Here is a 23,854-nt window from a genome sequence, read left to right on the forward strand (position 1 = left end):
TTCCCCCATGGCACAGCAATTGAGCTTTGATCTCCCGGCGAAACCGGCGCTTGGGCGGGACGATTTCTTTGTCGCCCCTTCCAATGCCATGGCCGTGGCGATGCTGGATCCCTCCTTCGCATGGCCGGGCGGCAAGCTGGTGCTGAGCGGGCCAAAACGCTCTGGCAAAACCCATCTGGTGCACGTCTGGGCCAGCAATTCCGGCGCGCAGATCATTCCCGCCTGGCAGCTGACCAAGGAAGATGTCCCGCATCTGGCCGATGGTCCGATTGCGGTGGAGGATGTGCCGGATATTGCCGACAGCGCGCCTGCGCAGGACGCGTTGTTTCACCTACACAATCTGGTGCTGGCCAATGGCCACGCCCTGATGCTGACCGGCCGGGCGGCACCGCATCTGTGGGGCATGTCCCTGCCCGACCTGCAAAGCCGGATCGAGGGCGCGCCGCATGCGCAGCTGCAACCACCGGATGACGCCCTGCTGTCGGTGGTATTGGCCAAGCTGTTCAATGACCGCCAGATCACGCCGAAGCCTGATGTGATCCCCTATCTGGTTGCCCATATGGACCGCTCTTTTGCCGCCGCCTCACAGATCGTGGAGGAGCTGGATCGTCTCTCCCTCACTGAGGGGCGCATGGTGTCACGCGTGCTGGCGGTGGAGTTGATGTCCGACCGCCCGACCCGGCCCGCAACGGCATCGGCAGACGCGGGCGATAGCGCAGAGACCGATCCGAAAACAGATGCCGCAGAGGCAGCCGACCCGGCCACATCCGGCGATTGACCCGCGCCCTGCGATCCCCCATCCTGACGACACGTAACGGAGCCAACATGCACGTGACACCGGAGCCTGCCACCGCCGATTGGGGGCCATTTGAGCGCCCCTTGTTTGACGATCCCGGCGTCCGCGCCCTGTCGCGGGTGGGCGTTGTCGACGTCGGCTCCAACTCGGTGCGGATGGTGATATTCGACGGCGCCGCCCGTAGCCCCGCCTATTTCTACAATGAAAAAATCATGTGTGCGCTTGGGGCGGGCCTGTCAGAGACCGGTCGCCTGAACCCCGAAGGGCGCGCCCGCGCGCTGTCCGCCCTGCGCCGGTTTCAGCATCTGGCCGAGGGCATGGACATGCCGCCACTGTCGGTGGTGGCCACTGCAGCAGTACGCGATGCCAGCGACGGCGAGGATTTCTGCGAAGAGGTTCTGCATGACACCGGGCTGAAAATTCACGTCATTGACGGTCAGGAAGAGGCTCGCCTGTCCGCCCAGGGTGTTCTGCTGGGCTGGCCGGGGTCTTACGGTCTGGTCTGCGATATCGGCGGTTCCTCCATGGAGCTGGCAGAGATCCATGACGGCGAGGTTGGCAAACGCGTGACGTCATCGCTCGGCCCGCTGAAGCTGCGCGACATTCCCGGCGGCAGGCGGGGCCGCAAAGCGCATATCACAGAAGTTATGGAAGGCCTGCGCAACGAGATGGGTCAGCAGAACGACCGGCTGTTTCTGGTCGGCGGCAGCTGGCGGGCAATTGCGCGGATCGACATGGCCCGGCGGGGCTACCCGCTGAGGGTGCTGCATGAGTATCGCATGAATGCGCAGGACGTGCGCGAAACCCTGCGCTATATCGAGACCCATAATCTGGAAGCGTTGCGCAGCGAATGCGGCATTTCCACCGCCCGGATGTCACTGGTGCCCTATGCGGCCGATGTCCTATCCCGTCTGGTCAAGACCTTCAAACCCAAGGATATTGCCGTCTCCAGCTATGGTATCCGCGAGGGGCTGCTCTATGAGCAGATGCCGCAGCGTCTGCGCAACCGGGACCCGCTGATTGAGGCCAGCCGCTTTGCCGAGAAGAAAGACGCCCGTATCCCCGGCTTTGGCCGCACGCTCTATGAATTTGTCTCGCCCCTGTTCAAAGCCTCGGATCACGCAAAAACCCGGCTGGTCAAGGCCGCTTGCCTGCTGCATGACGTCAGCTGGCGCGCCCACCCCGACTACCGCGCCGAAGTCTGTTTCGACAATGCCACCCGCGCCAATCTGGGCGGGCTGAAACATTCTGAACGGGTGTTTCTGGGCCTGGCGCTGCTACACCGCTACCGCAACAAGCGGCAGGGCACAGCGTTTGAATACCTCTATGACCTCCTGGATGAGCGCGGCAAGAAAGAGGCAGAAATCCTTGGCAAGGCGATGCGATTTGGCGCCATGCTGATGGTCAGCAAGGATGGCGACATCGGCAAACTGGTCTGGCAGCCGCGCAAAAAACATCTGCTGCTGGAACTCCCCCGCGAGGCGGAGCCGCTGTTTGGTGAGGTTGCCGAAGCACGGTTGAATTCCCTCGCCCGCTCGCTGGAGGCAGAGGTGCGGGTGAAGATCCGCAAGTGATCCTCCGCATCTTTCAAATCTGATAGCGAGCTGCGGCAGAGGGCGGGCCTGCTGTGATGTTCAGAGGTCGGTTGTCCCCTCGGGCAACACCTCATCCTGCTGCCCCTCCGGTGTTTCATCCGGCGCGGCTTCGGGTTTTCGGCGTATGATAATATCGCCATTGGGCAGGATTTCGGGGCGTGCGTAGACGCTCCAATCCTCGACCTTGCCTGCGATCTCGGCCAGTGCCGGTCCCATCTCAGACAGGAACCCTTGCAGGCTTGGCCCGAAGTCATCCGCCAGCGCCTGCAGATCGTCGATTGCCGGGGCCATCTCCTGACGCAGGCCTTCCCAGAACAGCCCTGCCCCGCGCTGCATCAGGCTGCTGCCTTCATCCTCGGACGCAGGCGCGTTTTCCGCCTGCGCGGATGGCGTCAGCGGCAGCATCAACAGTCCTGAAAGCGCAAGGATACGGCTCAATTGCGCTGTCATTTGAAACCTAGGCATCATGGTCTTGCCCCCTTTGGCATGAACAGGTTGGCATGGGCAGGGATTGCCTGCCGTCAATATAGGCAGACCACGTCAGGATTGAAGAGGACGCAGACCCGGCGGTATGCGCTGCGGCCCTTGGCGGAGTTGGCCGCTGTCACGTCAGATCCAGATCAAGGCTGACCGGGAAATGATCGGAGGCCGCCAGCAGCGCCTCGCGCAGCGCCACATCCTCATAACAGGCCGCATCCTCAAACGGGTGCCAGATCCGCCAGCTGGCTGCCGGTTGGCGCAGCCCGGATGAGACCATGATATAGTCCAGCAAGGCACTGAAATAGCGTTTGTTTGCCTTATCATAGAAGCGCGCGGAACTGGGCATCACCCGCAGCCGGGGTTGCAGCAGGCTCTGGGCGTTGGGATCGTATAGATCGCTCTCCATCACGATCTCCACCGAGGAGCGGTTGAACAGCTGTTCATATTGGTCCAGCCCCGGCCCATCGTTGAGATCGCCCATCACCACGACGTCCCGCCCCTCGGCCAAAAGCTGCTCAACCCGGCGGCGCAGCCAGATTGCCTGTGCCAGCTGTTTGCGCCGGTTCGCAATCGACAGGGTAACGGCATGATCCTCGGAGCGCGCGCCATGCGGGGCCTTTGACTTCAGATGCGCCCCAATCAGAGAGATCTCGCGGCCCCCGTTTGTGGTCACGGTCAGCTCCAGCGGTGGTTTGGAAAACCGCACCGCGTCCTTCTGCGCATCGACATCCAGATCAATGTGAAAAACACCATCAAACCGCGGCGCCTCGTCACTGTCACCGGGAGTATGGGCCACACGCAGCACCTTCGGATCGTAGAGAAAGGCGATCTCCTGCTGGGTGTCATTGGCAAAGCCGATCACCGCCTCGGTGCTGCGCAGACCGGCCTCCTTGGCGAAATGCTCCAGCGCGCGCAGGGTTTTGCGGCGGTTGTTGGTATCCGGGGCCTCAATCACCATGATGCCGTCGGCATCCAGATGTTTGAACACCTGCGCCAGGGCGCGGGTCTGACGGTCACGGTCCACGCCATGGCGGCCCGATGTGCCGCCGTCCATCAGCAACCTGTCATCTGCGCCGAACAGCGAGGAGAACCACTCGACGTTATAGGTGACGAGCCGCATGGCCACCGCATCCGTTGATTTCATCCCAGGCGCGGTTGATGTCGATCATCCGTTTTTCCGCAAGGCGCACCGCCTCCTCGGGCACACCGCGCGCCATCATCGCATCAGGGTGGGTTTCGCGGACCAGTTTACGCCAATGCTGGCGGATTTCTTCGCGTGGCATCTCGGGGGACACCCCCAGAACCGTGAAGGGATCACGCGGCGCATCGGCGACAAACCGCGCTCTCAGCGCCATGAATTGCTGCTCGCTCTGGCCGAAGATGCGGCTGACCTCTGACAGGAATTCATTCTCGCCGGGATGATAAAACCCGTCCGCCATGGCGATGTGGAACAGCCCTTCCATCAGATCGCACAGCGTCTGCGGGTCATTTGCAAACATCTTCTGGATCCGCGCGGCATAGTCCTGGTAGCCGGCAATATCCGTGCGTGCGAGGTCAAACACCCGCGCAGCACCTGCCTCATCCTCCGCCGCGATCTGAAACACCTCGCGAAAGGCGGTGACCTCGTCACGGGTAACCTGCCCGTCCGCCTTGGCCATTTTGGCGCCAAGCGCGATCACTGCAATGGCAAAGGCGACACTGCGTTCCGGCGGTGCGCGCAGGCTGTCGAACACCTCGCTGAGGCTCTGGCCAGAAGCCAGCGCAGAGAGCGCTTCGGTGATGCGGGTCCAGAGTGACATGCGGTCAGACTACCCTGCTTTGACCGGGCTGTCAGCGGGGCCAACCCCTTTGGGTGAGAGAATTTTCTGCATCAGCACCAGGTCAAGCCACTGGCCGACCTTATGTCCAACTTCCGGCATTCGCCCCACCTCGACGAACCCCATGGCGGCGTGGAAGGCCAACCCGCCTGCGTTCACGGCACTGATCCCTGCGACCAGCACATGGATCCCAGCGGCACGCGCGACCGCCTCAATGGCGGCAATCAGCGCCCGCCCTGCCCCGCGACCACGGGCCGTTTCAGCCAGATAGATCGCGTGTTCGCAGGTGCGGGCATAGCCGGGACCGGTGCGAAACCCACCAAGGCTGATGTAGCCAAGGATCTGACCCGCTTCCTCGGCCACCTGCACATATGCGCCTTTCTCGGCGATCTCATCCCTGACCTGCGCGCTGGTCTTTTCCGCCGTGGTGAAGGTGATCAGCGTGTCGCGGATGATCTGATTGGTGATCGCGGCGATTGCCTCTGCATCCGCTGCCGTGGCCGCCCGGACGATCATCGCAGCACCCTTGGCCCATGGGGCGTGTCGAACTCGGCCTCGAAGGCGGCGGGGCCATGATGCAGTTCCACCCGTGCATCGCGCAGCGGCAGAGCCTGCGCCAGTGCTGTGCTGTCCGGGTGCGACAGATGCAGACGGCGCAGGGTACAGCCCTGCTGGATCAGCGCGGCGGCGGGATGGGGGCTGTGCCATTGCATCAAGGCCGGGAACATATTGTCAAAGGGCAGGATGCCATCCTTCGGCACCGCCATCTGCCAGCTGAGATTGCCCCGTTGCAGATCGACAATCTCGCCCGCGCCCTCCGGGGCTGCCGCCAGCGCGGCTGCGAGATCGGCGCAGCGGCAGATCCAGTTGGTGATCCGTGCCGGGCCGCCGCGGCGGTCCAGATCGAACCAGCGCGGGCTGCGCTGCGGTGTGGCGGCTGGGTCGATGGCAATGGCCTCGAGATAGAGGCCATCGGCAAGCCCAAGAAGCCGGTTGTGGGTGCCAAAGACCGCATGGCCGCCACCGGGTTGCATCGGCACGCCGAGGCTTTCCTCCACATGGGCGACCGCCGCGTCCAACGTATCTGCGGCCACAGCAAGATGATCCAGCTCCATGATGTCTCCCCTCTTCCGGCACTGCCATTGCATCAGCGCGAGACTAGCCGGACATCGCCGGGGCGCAAGCGGCAATATTGGCGGCATGTGAGGAGGCAGACAGCGCCGCTCCCGCCCGTCCTCGACCGCGTCTCAGACGCAGCCGCTCCCGTTGGGCATCGCATCGCGCCAAGCGCGATGCAGGCAGCCAGCCGAATAGGCTGGCTGCCACGCCCAAGGCCGCAAAGGGGGCGTTTGCCCAAGGGGCAAACCCACCTGCGGGGGCGGGAGCACTATGGGTGTCTCAATGCCGGTGCGGATGGGTGCGCGCAGAGAGACCCCACGCGCACCATCGGCACTTAGCTTTGGCGGATCAGCTTCAGGATGTCCTGCGCCGCTTCGGGGATATTGGTGCCGGGGCCGAAGATCGCCTTGACGCCATTGTCATAGAGGAACTGGTAATCCTGCTGCGGGATCACCCCGCCACAGATCACGATGATATCCTCGGCGCCCTGCGCCTTCAGTTCCTTCACCAGCTGCGGGGCCAGCGTCTTGTGCCCTGCGGCCTGGCTGGAGATCCCGACCACATGCACGTCATTGTCGATGGCGTCCTGCGCGGCCTCTTCCGGGGTCTGGAACAGCGGCCCCACGTCGACGTCAAAGCCGATATCGGCAAAGGCGGTGGCGATCACCTTGGCGCCGCGGTCGTGACCGTCCTGCCCCATCTTGACCACCAGAAGACGCGGGCGGCGGCCCTCGGCCTCGGCAAAGTCTTCGATGGATTTCTGAATGGCGGCAAAGCCTTCGTCGCCCTCATAGGCGGCACCGTAGACACCGGCGAGGGTCTTGACCTCGGCGCTGTGACGGCCGAATTCCTTTTCCATTGCCATGCTGATTTCTCCGACAGAGGCGCGCGCACGCGCGGCTTCGACAGCGGCGGCCAGAAGGTTGCCACCTTCCTTTGCGACGCGGGTCAGGTTCTCCAGCGCGGCCTCGCAGGCGGCGCTGTCGCGGCTGGAGCGGATCTGTTCCAGTCGGGCAATCTGGCTGTCACGCACCTTGACGTTGTCGACGTCCAGAATGTCGATCGGGTCTTCCTTTTCCTTGCGGTATTTATTAACGCCGACGATCACCTCCTCACCCCGATCGATCATTGCCTGACGACGGGCCGCGCTTTCCTCGATGCGCAGTTTGGGCATGCCGGAGGCCACGGCCTTGGTCATGCCGCCCATCTCCTCGACCTCTTCCATGAGCGCCCAGGCTTTCTCGATCAGCTCATTGGTGAGGCTTTCGACATAGTAGGAGCCCGCCAGCGGATCGACCACATTGGTGACGCCGGTTTCCTCCTGCAGGACCAGCTGTGTGTTGCGGGCGATGCGGGCAGAGAAATCGGTGGGCAGCGCGATGGCTTCATCCAGCGCGTTGGTGTGCAAGCTTTGCGTGCCGCCAAGGACCGCCGACATCGCCTCGTAGGCGGTGCGGATCACGTTGTTATAGGGATCCTGTTCCTGCAAGGACACGCCCGAGGTCTGGCAATGGGTGCGCAGCATCTTGGAGCGGTCATTCTTGGCATCAAAGTCGGTCATCACCCGGTGCCAGAGTGTGCGAGCGGCACGCAGCTTGGCGATTTCCATGAAGAAGTTCATGCCAATGGCAAAGAAGAAGCTCAGACGACCTGCGAATTTGTCGACGTCCATGCCCGCCTCCATCGCCGCGCGCACATATTCGCGCCCGTCTGCGAGGGTATAGGCCAGCTCCTGCACCAGGTTCGCGCCGGCCTCCTGCATGTGGTAGCCGGAAATGGAGATAGAGTTGAATTTGGGCATCTCGTTCGAGGTGTACTCAATAATGTCCGAGATGATCCGCATCGAGGGTTCAGGCGGATAGATATAGGTGTTGCGGACCATGAACTCCTTCAGAATGTCGTTCTGAATGGTGCCGGCCAGCAGCGATTTGTCATGGCCCTGTTCCTCACCCGCGACGATGAAGTTGGCCAGAATCGGGATAACCGCGCCGTTCATCGTCATCGAGACCGAGACCTGATCCAGCGGGATGCCGTCAAACAGGATTTTCATGTCCTCAACGCTGTCGATGGCCACGCCGGCCTTGCCGACATCGCCCATCACGCGGGGGTGGTCGCTGTCATAGCCGCGGTGGGTGGCAAGATCGAAGGCCACCGAAACGCCCTGTTGCCCGGCGGCGAGGTTGCGGCGGTAGAAAGCGTTGGATTCCTCAGCCGTGGAAAAGCCCGCATATTGGCGGATGGTCCAGGGGCGGCCTGCGTACATCGTGGCCTTCACCCCACGGGTAAAGGGGCCAAAGCCGGGCATGGTGCCCATATGGGGCAGTTCTTTGGTATCGGCCTCGGTATAGAGTGGTTTGACATCAATACCTTCCAGCGTATTCCAGGTCAGCGCGTCCAGCGGGCGGCCGCGCAGTTCCTTTTCAGCCAGAGCCCGCCAATCGTCGGTTTTGGTCGTCATCGGAAGTTCCTCTTGTCAGGTCGTAGGGGGGCGGGTTCAAGCCCACCGCGTGTTTGTCAGGGTCGCGCATCAGCTCTGCCAGACCATCGGCCCCGCCTTGCAGCCACATCAGATCGTCGGCGTAGCGCTCGCGCAGCACTGCGGATTGAATGTCGGAAAACGGGCTCCAGCGGCCCTCCCCGCGCGGCAGATCGCGGGCCACATCAGGCGCCAAGCGATGGCGCAGGGTCGGCAGACCGTCGGAGCGGTTGAGCCGATCTGCGCGGGGCATCCGCGCCAGACGCAGGCCTGCAAGCAGGGACAGCTGCACCTCGGGCCGGTCGCCATAGGTCTCGTAAGGCATCACACGGATGCGGGCATTGGGCATGGCGCAGGCGATATCCGTGATGACATCGCGCCAGCTGCGCGGATGGGCGGCGATCTGACCCAGCACCGCAGCCGAGGGCAGCGGGTGCCCATTGGCCACCATCTGGGTCAGCAGCGAGGTCCAGAAGCGATCCGGGCTGCGCAGGTTCAGCATCACGTCGCGCACCTGCCCGTCAAAGGCCGCATCAAAGCGGGCGAGCCGCACGCCAACCCCGGCATAGAGCTGGCGCTGCTGCAGAAGGTCATGGGCACCGCCCATCAGATCCGTGTCACTGATCAGCAGGCGTTGGGCGCCGGCGGCGGCCTCTGTCGCGATCCGCAGCCGCAGACGGCCCCGCGCGCGGGTTGCCAGATCGCGCCCTGTGACCGGCGCCGGGCCGGGTTGGATGCCGTGGAACAGCCCGTTGCGGGTCTGCTCCGGCCCCCAGATCGCAAGCCCGTCCTGCCGCAGCCGCGCCGCATGATGGGCGAGGAAGCCCTGAAAATACCCCGTTGCGCAGCGATGCGCGCCGATATGCAGCATGATATCCATGGCCAGTCCTGTCCCGATGGTGGCGTCGCGCAAGGCGGACTGCCGGGTTTGCAGAGGCCAAGAGCCTGCCACAGGGAGGCTGACGATGCGGTTAATGCGCCGTGCGCGGGTTTTGCAGGGACATGTTTTTTTTGCCCCACGCGCGGGATTGCCCATCGCAATTACCGCGATGGGGCATATATTCATCGCTACAGGAGAGCTGATGAAACACTTGTTTGTCTTTGGAAAAACCCGTTTTGGGCCGGCCGAACCGCTGCTTGGATCGGCTGGGATACTTGGGCTGGCGGCTCTGCTTGCCATGGGGCTGCCATCTGCGGGCGTTGCACAACAGGCCGCTGCTGTCGCTGCGGATGACTCCGCGATCGTGGCGGAGGAGACCGGATCGCAAGGGGCACGTGACGCCCAGACGATGGCGGAAGTCGCCGATCCGCCCACCGACCCGCTGGTGCAGCTGGTGCGCCCCGGCGCCAGCGTTGAGCTGAACGATCTGATGTGGCTGCACCGGCCCATCGTGGTTTTTGCCGACAGCCCTGCTGACCCGCGTTTCCACGAACAGATGGAGCGGCTGGCGGACGGGGCCGAGGCCCTGCTGGAGCGCGATGTCATCGTGTTGACCGATACCGACCCCGGCGTGACATCCGCGCTGCGCAAGAAATTGCGGCCACGGGGGTTCATGCTGGTGCTGATCGGCAAGGATGGCGGTGTCAAATTACGCAAACCGCAACCCTGGACCGTGCGCGAGCTGAGCCGGACCATCGACAAATTCCCCTCCCGCCTGCGCGAGGTGGAGGAGCGGCGCGGCAGCTGAGTGGACACAACCCGGTACCCGCCGACGCGGCCGTTGAGGGACCCGCCAGGACCAACTTGCCGAGAGCCAAGGGACGAGCGGGAGCGCATCACGCCCCCCCGCCCTGCGCGTAGAACAGGCGTCTGTTGCTGCGATCCACAACCGCCATGAAGCGGGCACGTGGCTCGTAAATCAGCACCGATGTCGGATCGAGAAGCGCCAGGAGATAAGCGCGGCTGACCTCCTCCAGCATACAGTCCTTGCCAACAATCCCGGCTGCGAAGATGCCATTGCCGCGCCCCTGATCCATCGTCATCACCTGAACCGAGACCATATTGGGCGACAGTCCCTCAACCTCAAAGGCGACGGGTATGTTGTTGTCGAGGTGACGCAGCCCCGCCCGGATGGAGCGCGCCTTGGTCAGCAGCGATGAAATCCGGGTGGCCTTCACCTCAAACACACCAGCGGCGCAGTTGCGGCGGGAGAAATAATACTGCGTCTCGCCCAGCTGTACCCAATCGCCGACGGCGGCACGGGCCGCCGCCTCATCTTGCAAGGCGCAGCCCGCCAGCCCCGAAAGGGCCAGCGCAACACAGGCGACACGCGCCAGTTTGTGATATGACTGCACCGACATCATGTCGTGTTATTCGAATTCCATGATCACTTCGTCAACGGCGAGGCTGTCACCAGCGGCGGCGTTGATCGCGCTGACCACGCCTTTTTTCTCGGCGCGCAGGATGTTCTCCATCTTCATCGCCTCAATCGTGCAAAGCGCCTGACCTTCCTGCACCTCATCGCCGACTTCGACCTCCAGTTTCACCACCAGACCCGGCATCGGGCAGAGCAGCAGCTTGGACGTATCAGGTGCGATTTTCTCAGGCATCAGCTTGGCCAGTTCGGCCTGTCGCGGGGTGCGGACATGGACCTTCAGATCGGCCCCGCGCGAGCGGATGCGGAAGCCGCCTGAGATCTTGCCGACTTTGACCACCAGGCTGTCATCGCCCACAGTGAGCCGCGCCAACTGGTCGCCGGGCGTCCAGTCGGAGGCGACGCGCAGCGCGCTGCCATCGTCAAAGCGCACGGTGGAGCCGTCACGATCGGCGTCAACGGTCACATTGAACGACACATCCTGAAGGGTCACAACCCAGTCGCTGCCGACCTTACGTTCGTGGTTGTCCATCCGGCCCGACACGCGGGTGCGGCGGATTTCGGCAACGCGGTGCATGGCGGCAGAGGCGGCGGCGATCTTGCGCAGATCCTGTTCCGGCAGCTCCACCCCATTGAAACCTTCGGGATATTGCTCTTCGATAAAGGCGGTGGTCATGGTGCCCGCGATAAAGATCGGGTGATCCATCACCGCGCTGAGGAACGGCAGGTTGTGACCGATCCCCTCAACCTCAAACCCGTCGAGCGCGTCGCGCATTGCCGCAATCGCCGCATCGCGCGTTGGGCCCCAGGTGCAGAGTTTGGCGATCATCGGGTCGTAATACATTGAGATCTCACCGCCCTCAAAGACGCCGGTATCATTGCGCACAGCGAGTTCCCCCGCAGGCGCATCACCCTGCCATTTGCCGCTGTCATGCAGCGGGCCTGCAGCCACTTCGGCGGGCGGGCGATAACGGGTCAGACGCCCGATAGAAGGCAAGAACCCCCGATAAGGATCTTCGGCATAGAGACGGTTTTCAATGGCCCAGCCGTTCAGTTTGACATCGTTCTGGGTGATCGACAGCGGCTCGCCACCGGCGATGCGGATCATCTGTTCGACCAGATCCACACCGGTGATCAGTTCGGTGACCGGGTGTTCCACCTGAAGACGGGTGTTCATTTCCAGAAAGTAGAAGTTTTTGTCGCCATCGACGATGAATTCCACGGTGCCAGCGGAGGCGTAGCCCACCGCCTTGGCCAGCGCCACGGCCTGTTCACCCATGGCGCGGCGGGTGTCCTCATCGAGGAAGGGCGACGGCGCTTCTTCCACCACTTTCTGGTTACGACGCTGGATCGAGCATTCCCGCTCGCCCAGATAGATGCCGTTGCCATGGGCATCGCAGAGCACCTGAATTTCAATATGGCGCGGCTGAGTGACGAATTTCTCAATGAAAATCCGGTCATCACCAAAGGAATTCGCGGCCTCGTTCTTGGAGGACTGGAAGCCTTCGCGGGCCTCGGCGTCACTCCAGGCGATCCGCATCCCCTTGCCGCCGCCGCCGGCGGAGGCCTTGATCATCACCGGGTAGCCGATCTCGTTGGAAATCTTCACCGCCTCATCCGCGTCGGCGATCAGGCCCATGTAGCCGGGCACGGTGCTAACACCGGCCTCCTGCGCGATTTTCTTGGACGTGATCTTATCGCCCATGCTTTCAATCGCGCCGACCGGCGGGCCGACAAAGGCGACACCTTCAGCGGCCAGCGCCTCGGCGAATTTGGCGTTTTCCGACAGGAAACCATAGCCCGGATGCACCGCCTGCGCGCCGGTTGCGCGGATCGCCTCCATCACCTTGTCGATGACGATATAGGACTGGTTCGCGGGCGGCGGGCCAATGTGGACGGCCTCGTCGGCCATTTTCACATGCAGGGACTGCTTGTCGGCGTCCGAGTAGATGGCAACGGTCTTGATACCCATCTTACGGGCGGTCTTGATGACGCGGCAGGCGATTTCGCCCCGGTTGGCGATCAGGATCTTCTCAAACATTGGCTGTCCCTTGTCTTCGGTGTCTTCCGTGAGGCGCGAGGACATGCCCCCGCCACGGTCTTGGCTTCGTCGGAGCACAAAAAAGGCCACGCCGGAGAAATCTCCGGGCGCAGCCTTTGTGCGGTGGATATGCGGCGCAGCCCCTTACCCGCGCGGGGCAAGCGATCAGGCGTCAGGCCTGTCTGCGGGCAAGCGGTCTTCTTAACACTTGCGCGGATTTTCCTTGCAGTAGATGACATTGGCCGCAGCGCCAACGGCAGCGCCTGCGACGAGATTGCCGTTGAGCAACGCCGAGCCGACCGCACCGGCGCCGGCGCCATAGACAACCTGTTCGCCCGTGGTGTCGCCACAGGCGGCAAGTGTGGTGCAAAGGCCAAAGGCCGCGAGAATGAGTTTTGCCTGCATGGGGGTGATCCTTCGTTGTGTGATCCAAGCTCTGCACAACTGTTTGCAGCCCCCCGGACAGGAGGCAAGGATATCCGGTCTGCATCAAGAGGATGCGCAGAAGCCTGCCAAACACTGGGGGGCAATTGGCAAGCTTCCGCCTTTGCATCCAAGGAAAAAATGGGCAGGCCGCGATTGGGGGGGCAAACCTGCCCTTCCAGGCGAAGGGGCTGGATCAGATGCACGACAGGCTGACCTGTCTCTGTCAGACTGCCCCCAGTCCGGCGCAGAAACATCCCCTGAGTTGCAAACCACGCGGATTTGGCGAGAACTCGCGCAAACCGGGAAGCCCCGTGCAGAATTATGCCGAAATCCGCCAGAATAGGCCTATTTGACCGCCAGTTAGTGTCACCGCCCCGCAGTCGAGGAGACCCTTTTTGAGCCCGTGCGACACGCAGATCCGTGGAAAACGCCAGCAATAGATTCGCCGAAATCCTGTCGCCACAGCCGCGCTGCAACCACCCCGTGAGGCGGTCGCAACGGACAGGGTTATGAAGGATCCCGGCCGACATCTTAGCGGGCGTTTCCGTCGAAGACTTCGGGAAAGGACAGCTGGGCGGCATCAACGTCGATGACCAGCAGCGCCTCATAGCTTTCAGGATCAAACGGGTCTTCTGCAGCAATCACCTCGCGGCCAAACAGCCAGCTGAGACGACCGGCATCCAGATTGCCCCGTTCAAAGGGCTGGTCGCCAAAGCAATCCCACAGCGCCTGCATGAAGCCGGCATCAGCGCGCCGGTCCGCCGGACGACGGTCGCGAAACCGCTCGCGCCGGGTGATCGGCGTGACCCCTTTGGGGTTGGGACGACGGATGATGAATTGAAAATCGGTGCCCGGCAGACGACCGGGAAAGCCGCGGTGTTTTAGCATGATGGTGCCTCCGATCCGGCACCCCGCGGGACGGTGGAGTCCGGCCGCAGGGCCGGACCCCTGTAGTGATTACTTGTATTTGCCGGTGTAGACAGGCTCAGCCGAAATCGGCTCGGGCTCGACAACGACGTATTCTTCTTCCTGCTGTGCACAGGCTGCGGCGGCTGCAAGCAGGCCCGCGAGGGCAACGAGTTTGATGCTCTTGGACATTTCTGTCTCCCAATTGTGTCTTTGAAACCTGCGCGGGCCACGGCCGGCGCCTGCCTCATCCTCAAATAACAGATCACACGTATGTGATCTGGCGCGAGAATAACCGAGATGCGCGCGGTTTCACATCCCAAAGCCGAGCAGGACGGCAGTTCGCGGGATAAAGCTGCAAAAAAGCGCCAGTTTTCAGCCTTGATCGGCATATTTGTGACGCCGGGCGCCACCAGAAGCGGATGCGGCGCGCTGATGCCGCCGGTGCGGATATCGGGCGGCAGACAGGAGATCATCAGAAGGCCTCCCAGATACAGTTGTCACCCTCGGGGCGATAGCTTTCGAAGAACTGCGTTGCGGCGGCATCGGCCTGGCCAAAAGGCACCTCGCGGTCCGACAGCGAAATCACTACGCGGGCGGGCGCCAGCTGATGCTGCCGCAGATAGGCCAGAGCAAGTGTCTGGCAGAGGTGATCCATGTCCGGCGCCGCCTGTTCATAAGTGATCCCCGCCAGATCGCGCGCAATCTGAGGCGCCAGGAAGCGAAAGCGCACCCAGAGTTCACCAGTGGTTTCGTCCAGCAGCACTTCATGGAGATCGACGCTCTGCCCCGAGGGCACATCAAGGGGGACAGCAACCGCCCGCTCTGCGGTGCCAAGGCACAGGGCAAGCGCGGACAAAGAGAGGCAGGAAACAGATGTGATGACAGGCCCAATACCGCAGCCCCGACCCCAAAAACGATGGGCTCCTCCTGTCGGGGCTGCAGGCGCTGCACACGCGGTGCGCGCTGTCCGATATGAGCTGGCGCGGATCATGGAGCAGATTCGGTTCCGGTGTCAAACAAAGACGCAAATGTGGGCGCTAACGCGTGGGGTCGCTCAAATTGATCGCATTTTGCGAACAATCCGCCCTGATCACGCAGGATTGGTTCCAGAGCCCTGATTTCCCACAGGCTTTCGCCGCCATCACGGCAGCATATCCGGGCATATCGCAGCGCTGACATCAGGGTTGCATCCTCATCTCTCCTCGCAACCAAGGCGATATTTACCTTTAGCCGCAAGGGTCTGGGTTCAGGAATTCCGGAGTGGTCCGGACCTCAAAGAGGGATATTGTCGTGTTTCTTCCACGGATTTTTCAGCTGCTTGCCCCGCAGCGACGCAAAGGCGCGGCTGACGCGTTTGCGGGTGGACTGCGGCATGATCACCTCATCGATGAAGCCACGTTCCGCCGCCACAAACGGATTCGCAAAGCGCTCCTCGTAGTCCTTCGTGTGCTCGGCAATCTTGTCGGCATCCGCCAGATCGGCGCGGTGGATGATCTCGGTCGCCCCTTTGGCGCCCATCACCGCGATTTCCGCCGTCGGCCAGGCGTAGTTGAAATCGCCGCGCAGATGTTTGGACGCCATCACGTCATAGGCACCGCCATAGGCCTTGCGGGTGATCACGGTAACCTTCGGCACCGTCGCCTCGCCATAGGCAAACAGCAGTTTCGCGCCATGTTTGATGACGCCGCCGTATTCCTGGCTGGTGCCTGGCAGGAAGCCCGGCACATCCACCAGCGTCAGGATCGGGATCTCAAAACAGTCACAGAAGCGCACGAACCGCGCGGCCTTGCGGCTGGAATCGATATCCAGACAGCCCGCCAGAACCGTGGGCTGATTGGCGACAACACCCACGGTCTGCCCCTCAAGGCGGATGAAGCCGGTGATGATGTTTTTGGCAAAATCTTCCTGAATTTCGTAGAAATCCCCCTCATCCGCGACTTTGTGGATCAGCTCCTTCATGTCGTAGGGCGTGTTGGGATTCGCAGGAATCAGGGTGTCGAGCGAGGTCTCAACGCGGCCCGGCTCATCAAAGAAGGGGCGCACCGGCGGTTTTTCGCGATTGTTCAGCGGCAGGAAGTCGACCAGTCGGCGGACCTCTGCCAAGGCTTCTACATCGTTTTCGAAGGCCCCATCGGCCACCGAAGACTTCTTGGTGTGGGTCGAGGCACCGCCCAGTTCTTCGGCGGTCACCACCTCATTGGTGACGGTCTTCACCACGTCGGGTCCGGTCACGAACATGTAGGATGTGTCTTTCACCATGAAGATGAAATCGGTCATCGCGGGGGAGTAGACCGCGCCGCCGGCACAGGGGCCCATGATGACGGAAATCTGCGGCACCACGCCAGAGGCCATGATGTTGCGCTGGAACACTTCGGCATAGCCCGCGAGCGAGGCGACGCCCTCCTGGATGCGCGCGCCACCGGAGTCGTTGATGCCGATGACCGGCGCGCCATTCTGCACCGCCATATCCATGATCTTGCAGATCTTTTGCGCGTGGGTTTCCGACAGGGAGCCGCCAAACACGGTGAAATCCTGGCTGAAAACATAGACCATCCGGCCATTGATGGTGCCCCAGCCAGTGACCACACCATCCCCCGCGGGGCGCTGGTTCTCCATGCCGAAATCCGTGCAGCGGTGCGCCACGAACATATCGAATTCTTCGAAACTACCCTCGTCCAGCAGCAGTTCAATCCGCTCGCGCGCGGTCAGTTTGCCGCGCCCGTGCTGGGCGTCGATCCGCTTTTGTCCGCCACCCAGTCGCGCTGCGTTGCGACGGTCTTCCAGCTCGGAAAGGATATCTTTCATGGCCATGCCCCCTGTTGAATTTCAGGCGACCATAGACGCTGAACACGCGAAGCCAAAGGCAATAATGGCAAATTTGCAAAGCATTTGCGTAGAGGATGCGCTAATTTGCAAATCAGCGCGGAACCGCGCAGAAACTGCCGAAGCGGCGGGTGTTCTTGATGTGCTGACGGATGTACTCGTATCACCGGGGTCGACTAACGGAAACGGAACACCCCCCATGTTACAACCTTCCCAGATCATCCAGGCGATGCAATTCGACGGGTTCTACACCCGCAACCCGGTCAATACGGATGACGCCCCACGCCTCACCATCACCTATCAGTTCGCGGGCAACTCCGCGCCGGGCGACCTGCCCACCGGCTCGAACTATTCCGGCTGGCAGAGCTTCAGCGCCGCCGAGCAAGCTGCCTTCGCCGAGGCGTTCGCGCATATCGAAACCTTCCTCAATGTCGATTTCGTCGAGGTCCAGGGCTCCAGCGATCCGGATCTCAACCTCGGCTCAGTCACTATTCCGGGCAGCACGGTGGGCATCGGTGGCTACAGCATGAGCTTCCGCGGCGATGATATCACCCGGTGGGATGGTTATGCCGTGTTCGATAACACGCTGGATATGTCACAAGACAACCGTGAGAGCCTGATCCTGCATGAACTGGGACATGCTCTTGGTCTTCAGCACACCCATGACTCAAGCTTGCCTGAAGAGTATGACAGCAACCTCTATTCGGTGATGTCCTACCGGGAAAACCCGCTGAACGGGCAGGACAGCGATGCGATGATGCTGTTTGACGTGCTGGCGCTGCAGGACATCTGGGGGGCTGCGGATTTCAACACCGGCAACACCACATATCGCGGATCGCGCACGGATACGGTCGATGTGGTCTGGGACACAGGAGGCACGGACACTTTCAACGCCAGCAACCGAACCAATGCGGTGACGCTGGACCTGCGCGAGATGCATTTTTCAAGTTTCGATGCCGACAGTGATGTGACCATCGCCCAGGGGGTCACCATTGAGAATGCCATTGGCGGGCGAGGACGCGATCGCATCACCGGCAATGATGCAAATAACCGGCTGGTGGGCGGCGGCGGGCGCGATACGCTGCGTGGCGATGGCGGCAATGATGCGCTGAACGGCAACAGCGGCGTCGATCTGCTGGTCGGAGGTGGCGGCAATGACCGGCTGAACGGCGCTGGCGGCAACGATCGGCTGGTGGGAAACAGCGGTGCTGATCTGTTCATCTTTGCCCGCAAAGGCGGCAATGACACCATCCGCGATTTTCAGGACGATATCGATACCCTGCGGATTGTCGGGCATGGCAGCAAAGCAGATGTGCTGGCCCGTGCCAGCGAGGTGGGGGATGATCTCTACTTCGATCTGGAGGGCAACCACAGCATCACCCTGCGCAATATGACGTTGGATCAAATCAGCGACGATCTGCTGGTCTGAGACCGCTGAATATGGACAATCGCCGCGGTGTGACCTAACTCGTTCACATGCGAACCATTCCGCGGCGATTTCTGGACCGTCGGTCCAACCCAAATATCGGCACGCTGATCCTGCTGTCAGGACTGTCGGCGCTGGCGATGAATATCTTTCTGCCCTCCCTTCCCGGGATGGCGCGGCATTTTGATGCTGATTACAGTCTCATGCAGCTTTCGGTCGCGCTTTACCTTGCGGTGAGCGCGATTGTACAGATCTTTGTCGGGCCTATATCGGACAAACTGGGACGGCGCCCGGTGATCCTCTGGGGGGTGGCGCTGTTCCTTCTGGCGACACTGGGCTGTCTTTACGCGCCCTCAGCCGAGATTTTCCTGTTGTTTCGGATGTGCCAGGCCATCGTTGCCTCGGCCATGGTGCTGAGCCGGGCTGCGGTGCGCGACATCTATGACAGTGATCAGGCTGCCAGCATGATCGGCTATGTCACCATGGGCATGGCCGTTGTGCCAATGATTGGCCCGATGATTGGCGGCGCACTGGAAGAGACCATCGGCTGGAAGGCCAATTTCTGGCTGCTGATGGCACTGGGGACCGGCACATTTGCCATCGCCTATCTGGATCTGGGCGAAACCGCGCGCAAGAGCGGCAAGACGCTGATGGCCCAGTTCCGGGAATACCCCGAATTGTTGCGGTCACCTCGGTTCTGGGGCTATTCGCTGGCCTCCGGCCTGTCGTCAGGGGCGTTTTTCGCCTATCTCGGCGGCGCACCCTTTATGGGGACGCAGGTCTATGGACTGTCGGCGGCGCAATTGGGCGTGTATTTCGCCTCCCCGGCAGTTGGCTACTTCGTCGGAAATTTCCTGTCCGGGCGCTATTCCGTGCGAATTGGCCTCAACCAGATGGTGCTCTGGGGGTGTCTGATCAACGGTGTGGGCGTGGCGCTGTCGCTCGTACTGGCGCTGCTGGGGGCCGACAGCGTTTATTCCTTCTTCGGGTTCATGACTTTTGTCGGGCTGGGCAATGGTATGGCCATCCCCAATGCCACCGCCGGCGCGATCTCCGTGCGCCCGCATCTGGCGGGGACAGCGTCGGGGCTGGCCGGCGCGATCATGATTGGCGTGGGCGCGGGCCTCAGCGCTTATGCCGGCTATCTGCTGGTACCGGGATCAACCCCGGTGCCCCTCCTGGCAATCATGCTGGGCACCGCAGTTCTGGGCTTTATCTCAATCCGGGTGGTGATCCGCCGCGAGAAGACGTTGGGACTCTGAGGCGCAGCTTTCTGTCCCTTCCGTGCTGCGCGCAGCACTAAGCGATAGCAGGTTGAAAGATCACCCCTATTGCGCCAACTGATTTGCAATTCTACAATTGCAGAACCCTCAGTTTGCAAAGGTAACCAGGATGGCGCAACAGAAACTCTATGCCGGGGCCAAGCTGCGGGAAATGCGGCTGCGCCTGTCGCTGACACAAAAGGAGTTTGCCGCCAAACTGGGCGTCTCCCTGCCCTATCTCAACCAGATGGAGAACAACAACCGGCCGGTGTCGACCACCGTGGTGCTGGCGCTGGCGCAGGAGTTTGGTCTGGATGTGACTGAGCTGTCTGCGGGAGACAGTGAGCGGCTGGTCAGTGACATGCGCGAAGTGATGGCCGACCCTGTTTTTGCCGATGACACGCCCCCGATGGCGGATCTGCGGCTGACAGCCTCCAACGCGCCTGCCCTGGCACGGGCCTTACTCACCCTGCACCGCGCCTATCGGCAGACCCATGAGCGGCTGGCTTCGCTGGATGAGGCCCTGGGACGCGAGGATGCGCGCATTCAGGCCTCTCCCTGGGAAGAAGTGCGCGATTTCTTCCACTATTGCGACAACTACATTGATGCGGTGGACCGCGCCGCTGAGAATTTCTGCGGGCGGTTGGATGCCCGCAGTGCGGCAATCGCGGCGCTGGATCAGGCCGGGATCAGCGTGGTGTTCGGCGATATCGACGGGCTGCGCAAATTTGATCCGGCGGGAAAGGTTCTGCGACTGTCCAACCGGGCCTCGCCGCAGACGCAGCTGTTTCAGCTGCTGTTACAGGTGGCGCTGCTGCATCAGAATGATCTGCTGGAGGCGACGCTGGATTTTGCCAAATTCCACAGCGAGGCGGCGCGGTCCATCGCCAAGATCGGGCTGGCCAACTACTTTGCCGGGGCTGCCATGATGCCCTATCGCCAGTTTCTGGACGCGGCGGTCGAATGTCGGCATGATCTGGAGCTGCTCTCCACCCGCTTTGGCGCCTCAATCGAGCAGGTGGCCCATCGGCTCTCGACATTGCAACGCCCGGGCGCCAAGGGCGTGCCGTTTTTCTTTGTACGGGTGGATCAGGCGGGCACGATCACCAAACGCCATTCGGCCACCAGGCTGCAATTTGCCCGCTTCGGCGGCGCCTGTCCCTTGTGGAATGTGCACCGCGCGTTTGAAACGCCGGGCCGGTTTCTGCGGCAGCTGGCGGAGACACCGGACGGGGTGCGCTATATCTCGCTGGCGCGGGATGTCTCGAAACCCGGTGGCTCCTTCGGCTCACCGGTGCGTCGCTATGCCATTGCACTGGGATGTGAGGTGCGCCACGCCGATGCGCTGGTCTATGCAGATACGCTGGATGTGAGCCAGGACAGCGCCTATGAGCCGATCGGGATTTCCTGCCGCATCTGCGAGCGGCGCGACTGTCATCAACGTTCGGTGCCGCCGCTGGAACGCAGGCTCAGCATCAATACCGATCAACGCGGCGTGCTGCCTTATGAGGTGAGCTGACCCATCGCCTATCGCGCTATTTTCTTGCTAAGGAAATTACCAAGGATTTTGCAAAATCCCTGGTCACCGGGGGGCGCAGCGGTCTGCGCCCGAATCGGCAGATCAGCCGCGCAGCCGGTTTAGCAGCGTGGACACAAGGGAGGTTTTTCGAGGAGGCTCAACAACATCCGGATGGCTGATCTCTTCGGCGGTCAGGACCCGGCGCACAGCCGCCAGAATTTCCGCATCGCTGTCAGACCCAGCGGTTCCATACATGTCCTCACCGAAAGCAGTCTGGCAGCTCTGTTCCATCTGGCATCTCCTCAACTCTACCCGCTCCGGCAATGATCCGCGCCGGGGCACATTCGTTTGCTGTACCCAGACTATACGAAAGTGCGGGAGATCGCCCTATTTTGCCTCAAATTTGATGAAATTTGGTTAATACTCGCGGCCTAGCGAAAACAGTCCGCCCCTAGTGCCGTATTGTTTCCGCGAACGGTGCAATCGTGGCGCGTTGGATCCGTTTCCTGCCCGATCCATGCTCTGCATCAGCTTTGAATCTCCGAAAAAGGTGGCCTACAGAATTGCCTGTTTTGCAGGATCAAAAGCAAAAGGGCGCCTCAGGCGCCCTTCCAATCGGTTCTTCCGATAGGCTTCATGCTTTGGACAGAATGCCCCAAATCTCATCCTTCAGTGCTGCGCGTTGTTTGCGCAGGCCGGTCTCCGCCTCAGCGCTGACCGGTTCCACATTGGTTTCGGCGCGATGCACTGCGCGGTTCACCGCGTGATACTCGTCCGAGAGTTTGGCAAAATGCGCGTCGGATTGTTTCAGCTGGCTGATCTGCGCTGTTTTATCGGGAAATTCTTCGGCCAGCTCATGCGGGGTATTGGACATCTGTTCGCTCCTTTTTCTTAGCGTCAGACAGAGCGTAGGGCCGCGGGTCGTCAGCCACCTTGACGCGGATCAAACCCGCGGCGACAGCGCTAAAAAAAGACGCCCGCGCAACGGTGTGCAGCGGGCGTTTCAGGGATCGTGATTAACGGCAGTCGCAATACCGGGATCGCGACATAGGGGTCAGCGTTGTGAACCTTCCCAATTCGGGTTGAACCACGGTTCCGCATTGGAAGACGGCAGGCGGCGACCCAGAATATGATCAGAGGCCTTCTCTCCGGTCATGATTGAGGGGCCGTTGAGGTTGCCATTGGTAATGCGGGGGAAGATCGAGCTGTCGGCAACGCGCAGCCCCTCAACACCGATGACACGGCATTCCGGATCAACCACCGCCATCGGATCCTCTACTGCGCCCATCTTGCAAGTGCCGCAGGGGTGATAGGCGCTCTCAACATGTTCGCGGATGAAGCCGTTCAGCTCCTCATCCGATTGCAGCGCGTCGCCGGGCTGGATCTCATGCTTCACGAAGGGTTTCATTGCATCCTGCGCAAAAACCTCACGGGTCAGGCGGATACATTTGCGGAAATCTTCCCAGTCCTTCTCCGTGGACATGTAGTTGAACAGGATCTTCGGCGCATCATTGGGATCGGCAGAGGCCAGCGTGACCTCCCCGCGCGAGTCCGAGCGCATGGGGCCGACATGGGCCTGAAACCCATGCCCCTCGGCCGCCGCCTGCCCGTCATAGCGGACGGCAATCGGCAGGAAGTGGTACTGGATATCCGGATAATCCACCCCCTTGTCAGAGCGGATGAAAGCGGCGCTTTCGAACTGGTTGGAGGCGCCAAGACCGGTTTTGGTGAACAGCCACTGCGCGCCCACCAGTGCCTTGCCAAAGAGGTTCCAGTATTTGAACAGGGTAATCGGCTGTTTCGAGGCGAACTGGAAATAGAATTCCAGATGGTCCTGCAGGTTCTGCCCGACGCCGGGGCGGTCGACGACAACGTCGATGCCATGTTCGGCCAGGTGTTTTGCCGGACCAATGCCCGACAGCATCAGCAGTTTGGGCGAGTTCAGCGAAGACGCCGCAAGAATGACCTCGGCATTTGCCCGGATGACTTCGATCTTGCCGCCACGCTCGACCTCAACCCCGACGGCGCGACCGTCTTCAATGACCACCTTGCGTGCCAGGGCGCGGATCATCTCGCAATTGTCACGCTTCAGCGCCGGTTTCAGATAGGCGTTTGCGGCGGACCAGCGCTGACCTTTGTAGACGGTCATTTCCATCGGGCCAAAGCCCTCTTGCTGTTCGCCGTTGTAGTCCTTGCTCACCGGATAGCCGGCCTGTTCGCCCGCCTTGACAAAGGCCGCGTGCAGCGGGTTGTCGCGGGGGCCGCGGGTCACATGCAGCGGGCCGTCGGTGCCGCGCCAATCGGGATCGCCGCCATGGCCGCGATCGTCCCAGGTTTCCATGCGTTTGAAATAGGGCAGCACGTCGGCATAGGACCAGCCCGCAGCCCCCGACTCGGCCCAGTGGTTGTAGTCGCCCGCGTGGCCGCGCACATAGACCATCCCGTTGATCGACGACGACCCGCCAACCACCTTGCCGCGCGGGCAGACCAGTTCACGCCCGCCCAGATGCGGTTCCGGCTGGGATTTATAGCCCCAGTCGTACATCGACATATTCATCGGATAGCTCAGCGCGCCGGGCATCTGGATGAAGGGGCCTGCATCCGTGCCCCCGTGTTCAATGACCAGCACCGATTTACCGGCCTCTGACAGCCGGTAAGCCATGGCACAGCCGGCTGATCCGGCGCCAACAATCACATAATCCGCGTTCATTGCGTCTCTCCATTGCGGATTCGGGCTGGGTCAAGGATGCCTGTGGCACCGCGCCCTAGCGCGGCTTGTCCTTGAGGCATCCCGAATCTGCCTCATCATTGTTCTGGTCTGCTGAGGACGCAAAGCGCCCTCAGCGACCT

General features: G+C 61.7%; 23 protein-coding genes. 6 read left to right on the forward strand and 17 right to left on the reverse strand.

The features are described 5' to 3' along the window. Positions 1–7: 7 nt before the first annotated feature. Together J4721_RS07845 and J4721_RS07850 are read left to right on the forward strand one after the other, a co-directional pair. Positions 8–778 (forward strand): chromosomal replication initiator DnaA, encoded by a 771-nt coding sequence (locus J4721_RS07845; RefSeq protein ID WP_102883715.1) that lies wholly within the window; start codon positions 8–10, stop codon positions 776–778. A 47-nt stretch (positions 779–825) separates the two neighbouring features. Then, complete coding sequence (locus tag J4721_RS07850) at positions 826–2,370, forward strand: Ppx/GppA family phosphatase (RefSeq protein WP_211002342.1); 1,545 nt, start codon at positions 826–828, stop codon at positions 2,368–2,370. Positions 2,371–2,430: 60 nt separating this feature from the next. On the opposite strand, the gene J4721_RS07855 is transcribed toward J4721_RS07850, so the two are convergent. The 7 genes from J4721_RS07855 to J4721_RS07885 form a co-directional block, all read right to left on the reverse strand. Then, on the reverse strand, positions 2,431–2,859 hold the full coding sequence (locus J4721_RS07855; protein ID WP_211002341.1) for a hypothetical protein: 429 nt from the start codon (positions 2,857–2,859) through the stop codon (positions 2,431–2,433). Between the two features lie 136 nt (positions 2,860–2,995). Further along, entirely contained in the window at positions 2,996–3,991 is a 996-nt protein-coding gene (locus J4721_RS07860) for an endonuclease/exonuclease/phosphatase family protein (protein WP_102873988.1), read from the reverse strand. Then, positions 3,972–4,670, reverse strand: coding sequence for a molecular chaperone DjiA (locus tag J4721_RS07865; RefSeq protein WP_014875151.1), 699 nt, complete (start codon positions 4,668–4,670; stop codon positions 3,972–3,974). The genes J4721_RS07860 and J4721_RS07865 overlap by 20 nt, the downstream gene beginning before the upstream one ends. A gap of 9 nt (positions 4,671–4,679) precedes the next feature. After that, positions 4,680–5,204 carry a GNAT family N-acetyltransferase gene (locus J4721_RS07870; RefSeq protein ID WP_211002340.1) on the reverse strand — a complete coding sequence of 175 codons (525 nt, stop codon included), beginning with the start codon at positions 5,202–5,204 and terminating at the stop codon, positions 4,680–4,682. Beyond that, positions 5,201–5,803 carry a VOC family protein gene (locus J4721_RS07875; RefSeq protein ID WP_211002339.1) on the reverse strand — a complete coding sequence of 201 codons (603 nt, stop codon included), beginning with the start codon at positions 5,801–5,803 and terminating at the stop codon, positions 5,201–5,203. Before J4721_RS07875 ends, J4721_RS07870 begins: the two co-directional genes overlap by 4 nt. Positions 5,804–6,141: 338 nt before the next feature. Further along, complete coding sequence (gene scpA, locus J4721_RS07880; protein WP_211002338.1) at positions 6,142–8,265, reverse strand: methylmalonyl-CoA mutase; 2,124 nt, start codon at positions 8,263–8,265, stop codon at positions 6,142–6,144. Next, positions 8,228–9,163: a hypothetical protein gene (locus J4721_RS07885; protein WP_211002337.1), complete on the reverse strand. Its 936-nt coding sequence runs from the start codon at positions 9,161–9,163 to the stop codon at positions 8,228–8,230. Before J4721_RS07885 ends, scpA begins: the two co-directional genes overlap by 38 nt. A 202-nt stretch (positions 9,164–9,365) precedes the next feature. On the opposite strand from J4721_RS07885, the gene J4721_RS07890 reads away from it, so the two are divergent. Further along, positions 9,366–9,971, forward strand: a complete 606-nt coding sequence (locus J4721_RS07890) for a DUF4174 domain-containing protein (protein ID WP_102883719.1) — start codon at positions 9,366–9,368, stop codon at positions 9,969–9,971. 88 nt (positions 9,972–10,059) lie between these two features. Here J4721_RS07890 and J4721_RS07895 read toward each other — a convergent pair whose 3' ends face one another. From J4721_RS07895 to J4721_RS07925, 7 genes are all read right to left on the reverse strand, one after another. Continuing rightward, on the reverse strand, positions 10,060–10,584 hold the full coding sequence (locus tag J4721_RS07895) for a hypothetical protein (RefSeq protein ID WP_247655942.1): 525 nt from the start codon (positions 10,582–10,584) through the stop codon (positions 10,060–10,062). 9 nt (positions 10,585–10,593) lie between these two features. Next, positions 10,594–12,639, reverse strand: coding sequence for an acetyl/propionyl/methylcrotonyl-CoA carboxylase subunit alpha (locus J4721_RS07900; RefSeq protein ID WP_014880465.1), 2,046 nt, complete (start codon positions 12,637–12,639; stop codon positions 10,594–10,596). A 201-nt stretch (positions 12,640–12,840) separates the two neighbouring features. Beyond that, positions 12,841–13,044: a hypothetical protein gene (locus tag J4721_RS07905; RefSeq protein ID WP_014875158.1), complete on the reverse strand. Its 204-nt coding sequence runs from the start codon at positions 13,042–13,044 to the stop codon at positions 12,841–12,843. 552 nt (positions 13,045–13,596) lie between these two features. Further along, positions 13,597–13,953 carry a hypothetical protein gene (locus J4721_RS07910; protein WP_027246943.1) on the reverse strand — a complete coding sequence of 119 codons (357 nt, stop codon included), beginning with the start codon at positions 13,951–13,953 and terminating at the stop codon, positions 13,597–13,599. 69 nt (positions 13,954–14,022) lie between these two features. Then, positions 14,023–14,163, reverse strand: coding sequence for a hypothetical protein (locus tag J4721_RS07915; RefSeq protein ID WP_014880466.1), 141 nt, complete (start codon positions 14,161–14,163; stop codon positions 14,023–14,025). Between the two features lie 283 nt (positions 14,164–14,446). After that, positions 14,447–14,830, reverse strand: coding sequence for a DUF6497 family protein (locus J4721_RS07920; RefSeq protein WP_247655944.1), 384 nt, complete (start codon positions 14,828–14,830; stop codon positions 14,447–14,449). A gap of 416 nt (positions 14,831–15,246) precedes the next feature. Further along, positions 15,247–16,779, reverse strand: a complete 1,533-nt coding sequence (locus J4721_RS07925) for an acyl-CoA carboxylase subunit beta (protein ID WP_014875161.1) — start codon at positions 16,777–16,779, stop codon at positions 15,247–15,249. A 217-nt stretch (positions 16,780–16,996) separates the two neighbouring features. Here J4721_RS07925 and J4721_RS07930 point away from each other — a divergent pair, with 217 nt between their 5' ends. The 3 genes from J4721_RS07930 to J4721_RS07940 all read left to right on the forward strand — a co-directional run bounded on the left by J4721_RS07930 (position 16,997) and on the right by J4721_RS07940 (position 21,004). Beyond that, positions 16,997–18,226, forward strand: coding sequence for a M10 family metallopeptidase (locus J4721_RS07930; RefSeq protein ID WP_247655946.1), 1,230 nt, complete (start codon positions 16,997–16,999; stop codon positions 18,224–18,226). Positions 18,227–18,273: 47 nt separating this feature from the next. After that, the gene (locus tag J4721_RS07935) at positions 18,274–19,485 is read left to right on the forward strand and encodes a multidrug effflux MFS transporter (RefSeq protein ID WP_211002334.1); all 1,212 of its coding nucleotides are present in this window, start codon (positions 18,274–18,276) and stop codon (positions 19,483–19,485) included. A gap of 130 nt (positions 19,486–19,615) precedes the next feature. Further along, complete coding sequence (locus J4721_RS07940; RefSeq protein WP_014875164.1) at positions 19,616–21,004, forward strand: short-chain fatty acyl-CoA regulator family protein; 1,389 nt, start codon at positions 19,616–19,618, stop codon at positions 21,002–21,004. A gap of 102 nt (positions 21,005–21,106) precedes the next feature. On the opposite strand, the gene J4721_RS07945 is transcribed toward J4721_RS07940, so the two are convergent. The 3 genes from J4721_RS07945 to betA form a co-directional block, all read right to left on the reverse strand. Further along, on the reverse strand, positions 21,107–21,295 hold the full coding sequence (locus tag J4721_RS07945) for a hypothetical protein (RefSeq protein WP_102914836.1): 189 nt from the start codon (positions 21,293–21,295) through the stop codon (positions 21,107–21,109). A gap of 343 nt (positions 21,296–21,638) precedes the next feature. Next, complete coding sequence (locus tag J4721_RS07950; RefSeq protein ID WP_014875165.1) at positions 21,639–21,878, reverse strand: YdcH family protein; 240 nt, start codon at positions 21,876–21,878, stop codon at positions 21,639–21,641. A 180-nt stretch (positions 21,879–22,058) separates the two neighbouring features. Further along, positions 22,059–23,714 (reverse strand): choline dehydrogenase, encoded by a 1,656-nt coding sequence (gene betA / locus J4721_RS07955; protein ID WP_014875166.1) that lies wholly within the window; start codon positions 23,712–23,714, stop codon positions 22,059–22,061. Positions 23,715–23,854: the final 140 nt, after the last annotated feature.

The organism is Phaeobacter sp. HS011 (genome assembly GCF_018101215.1).
Lineage (GTDB): Bacteria > Pseudomonadota > Alphaproteobacteria > Rhodobacterales > Rhodobacteraceae > Phaeobacter > Phaeobacter inhibens.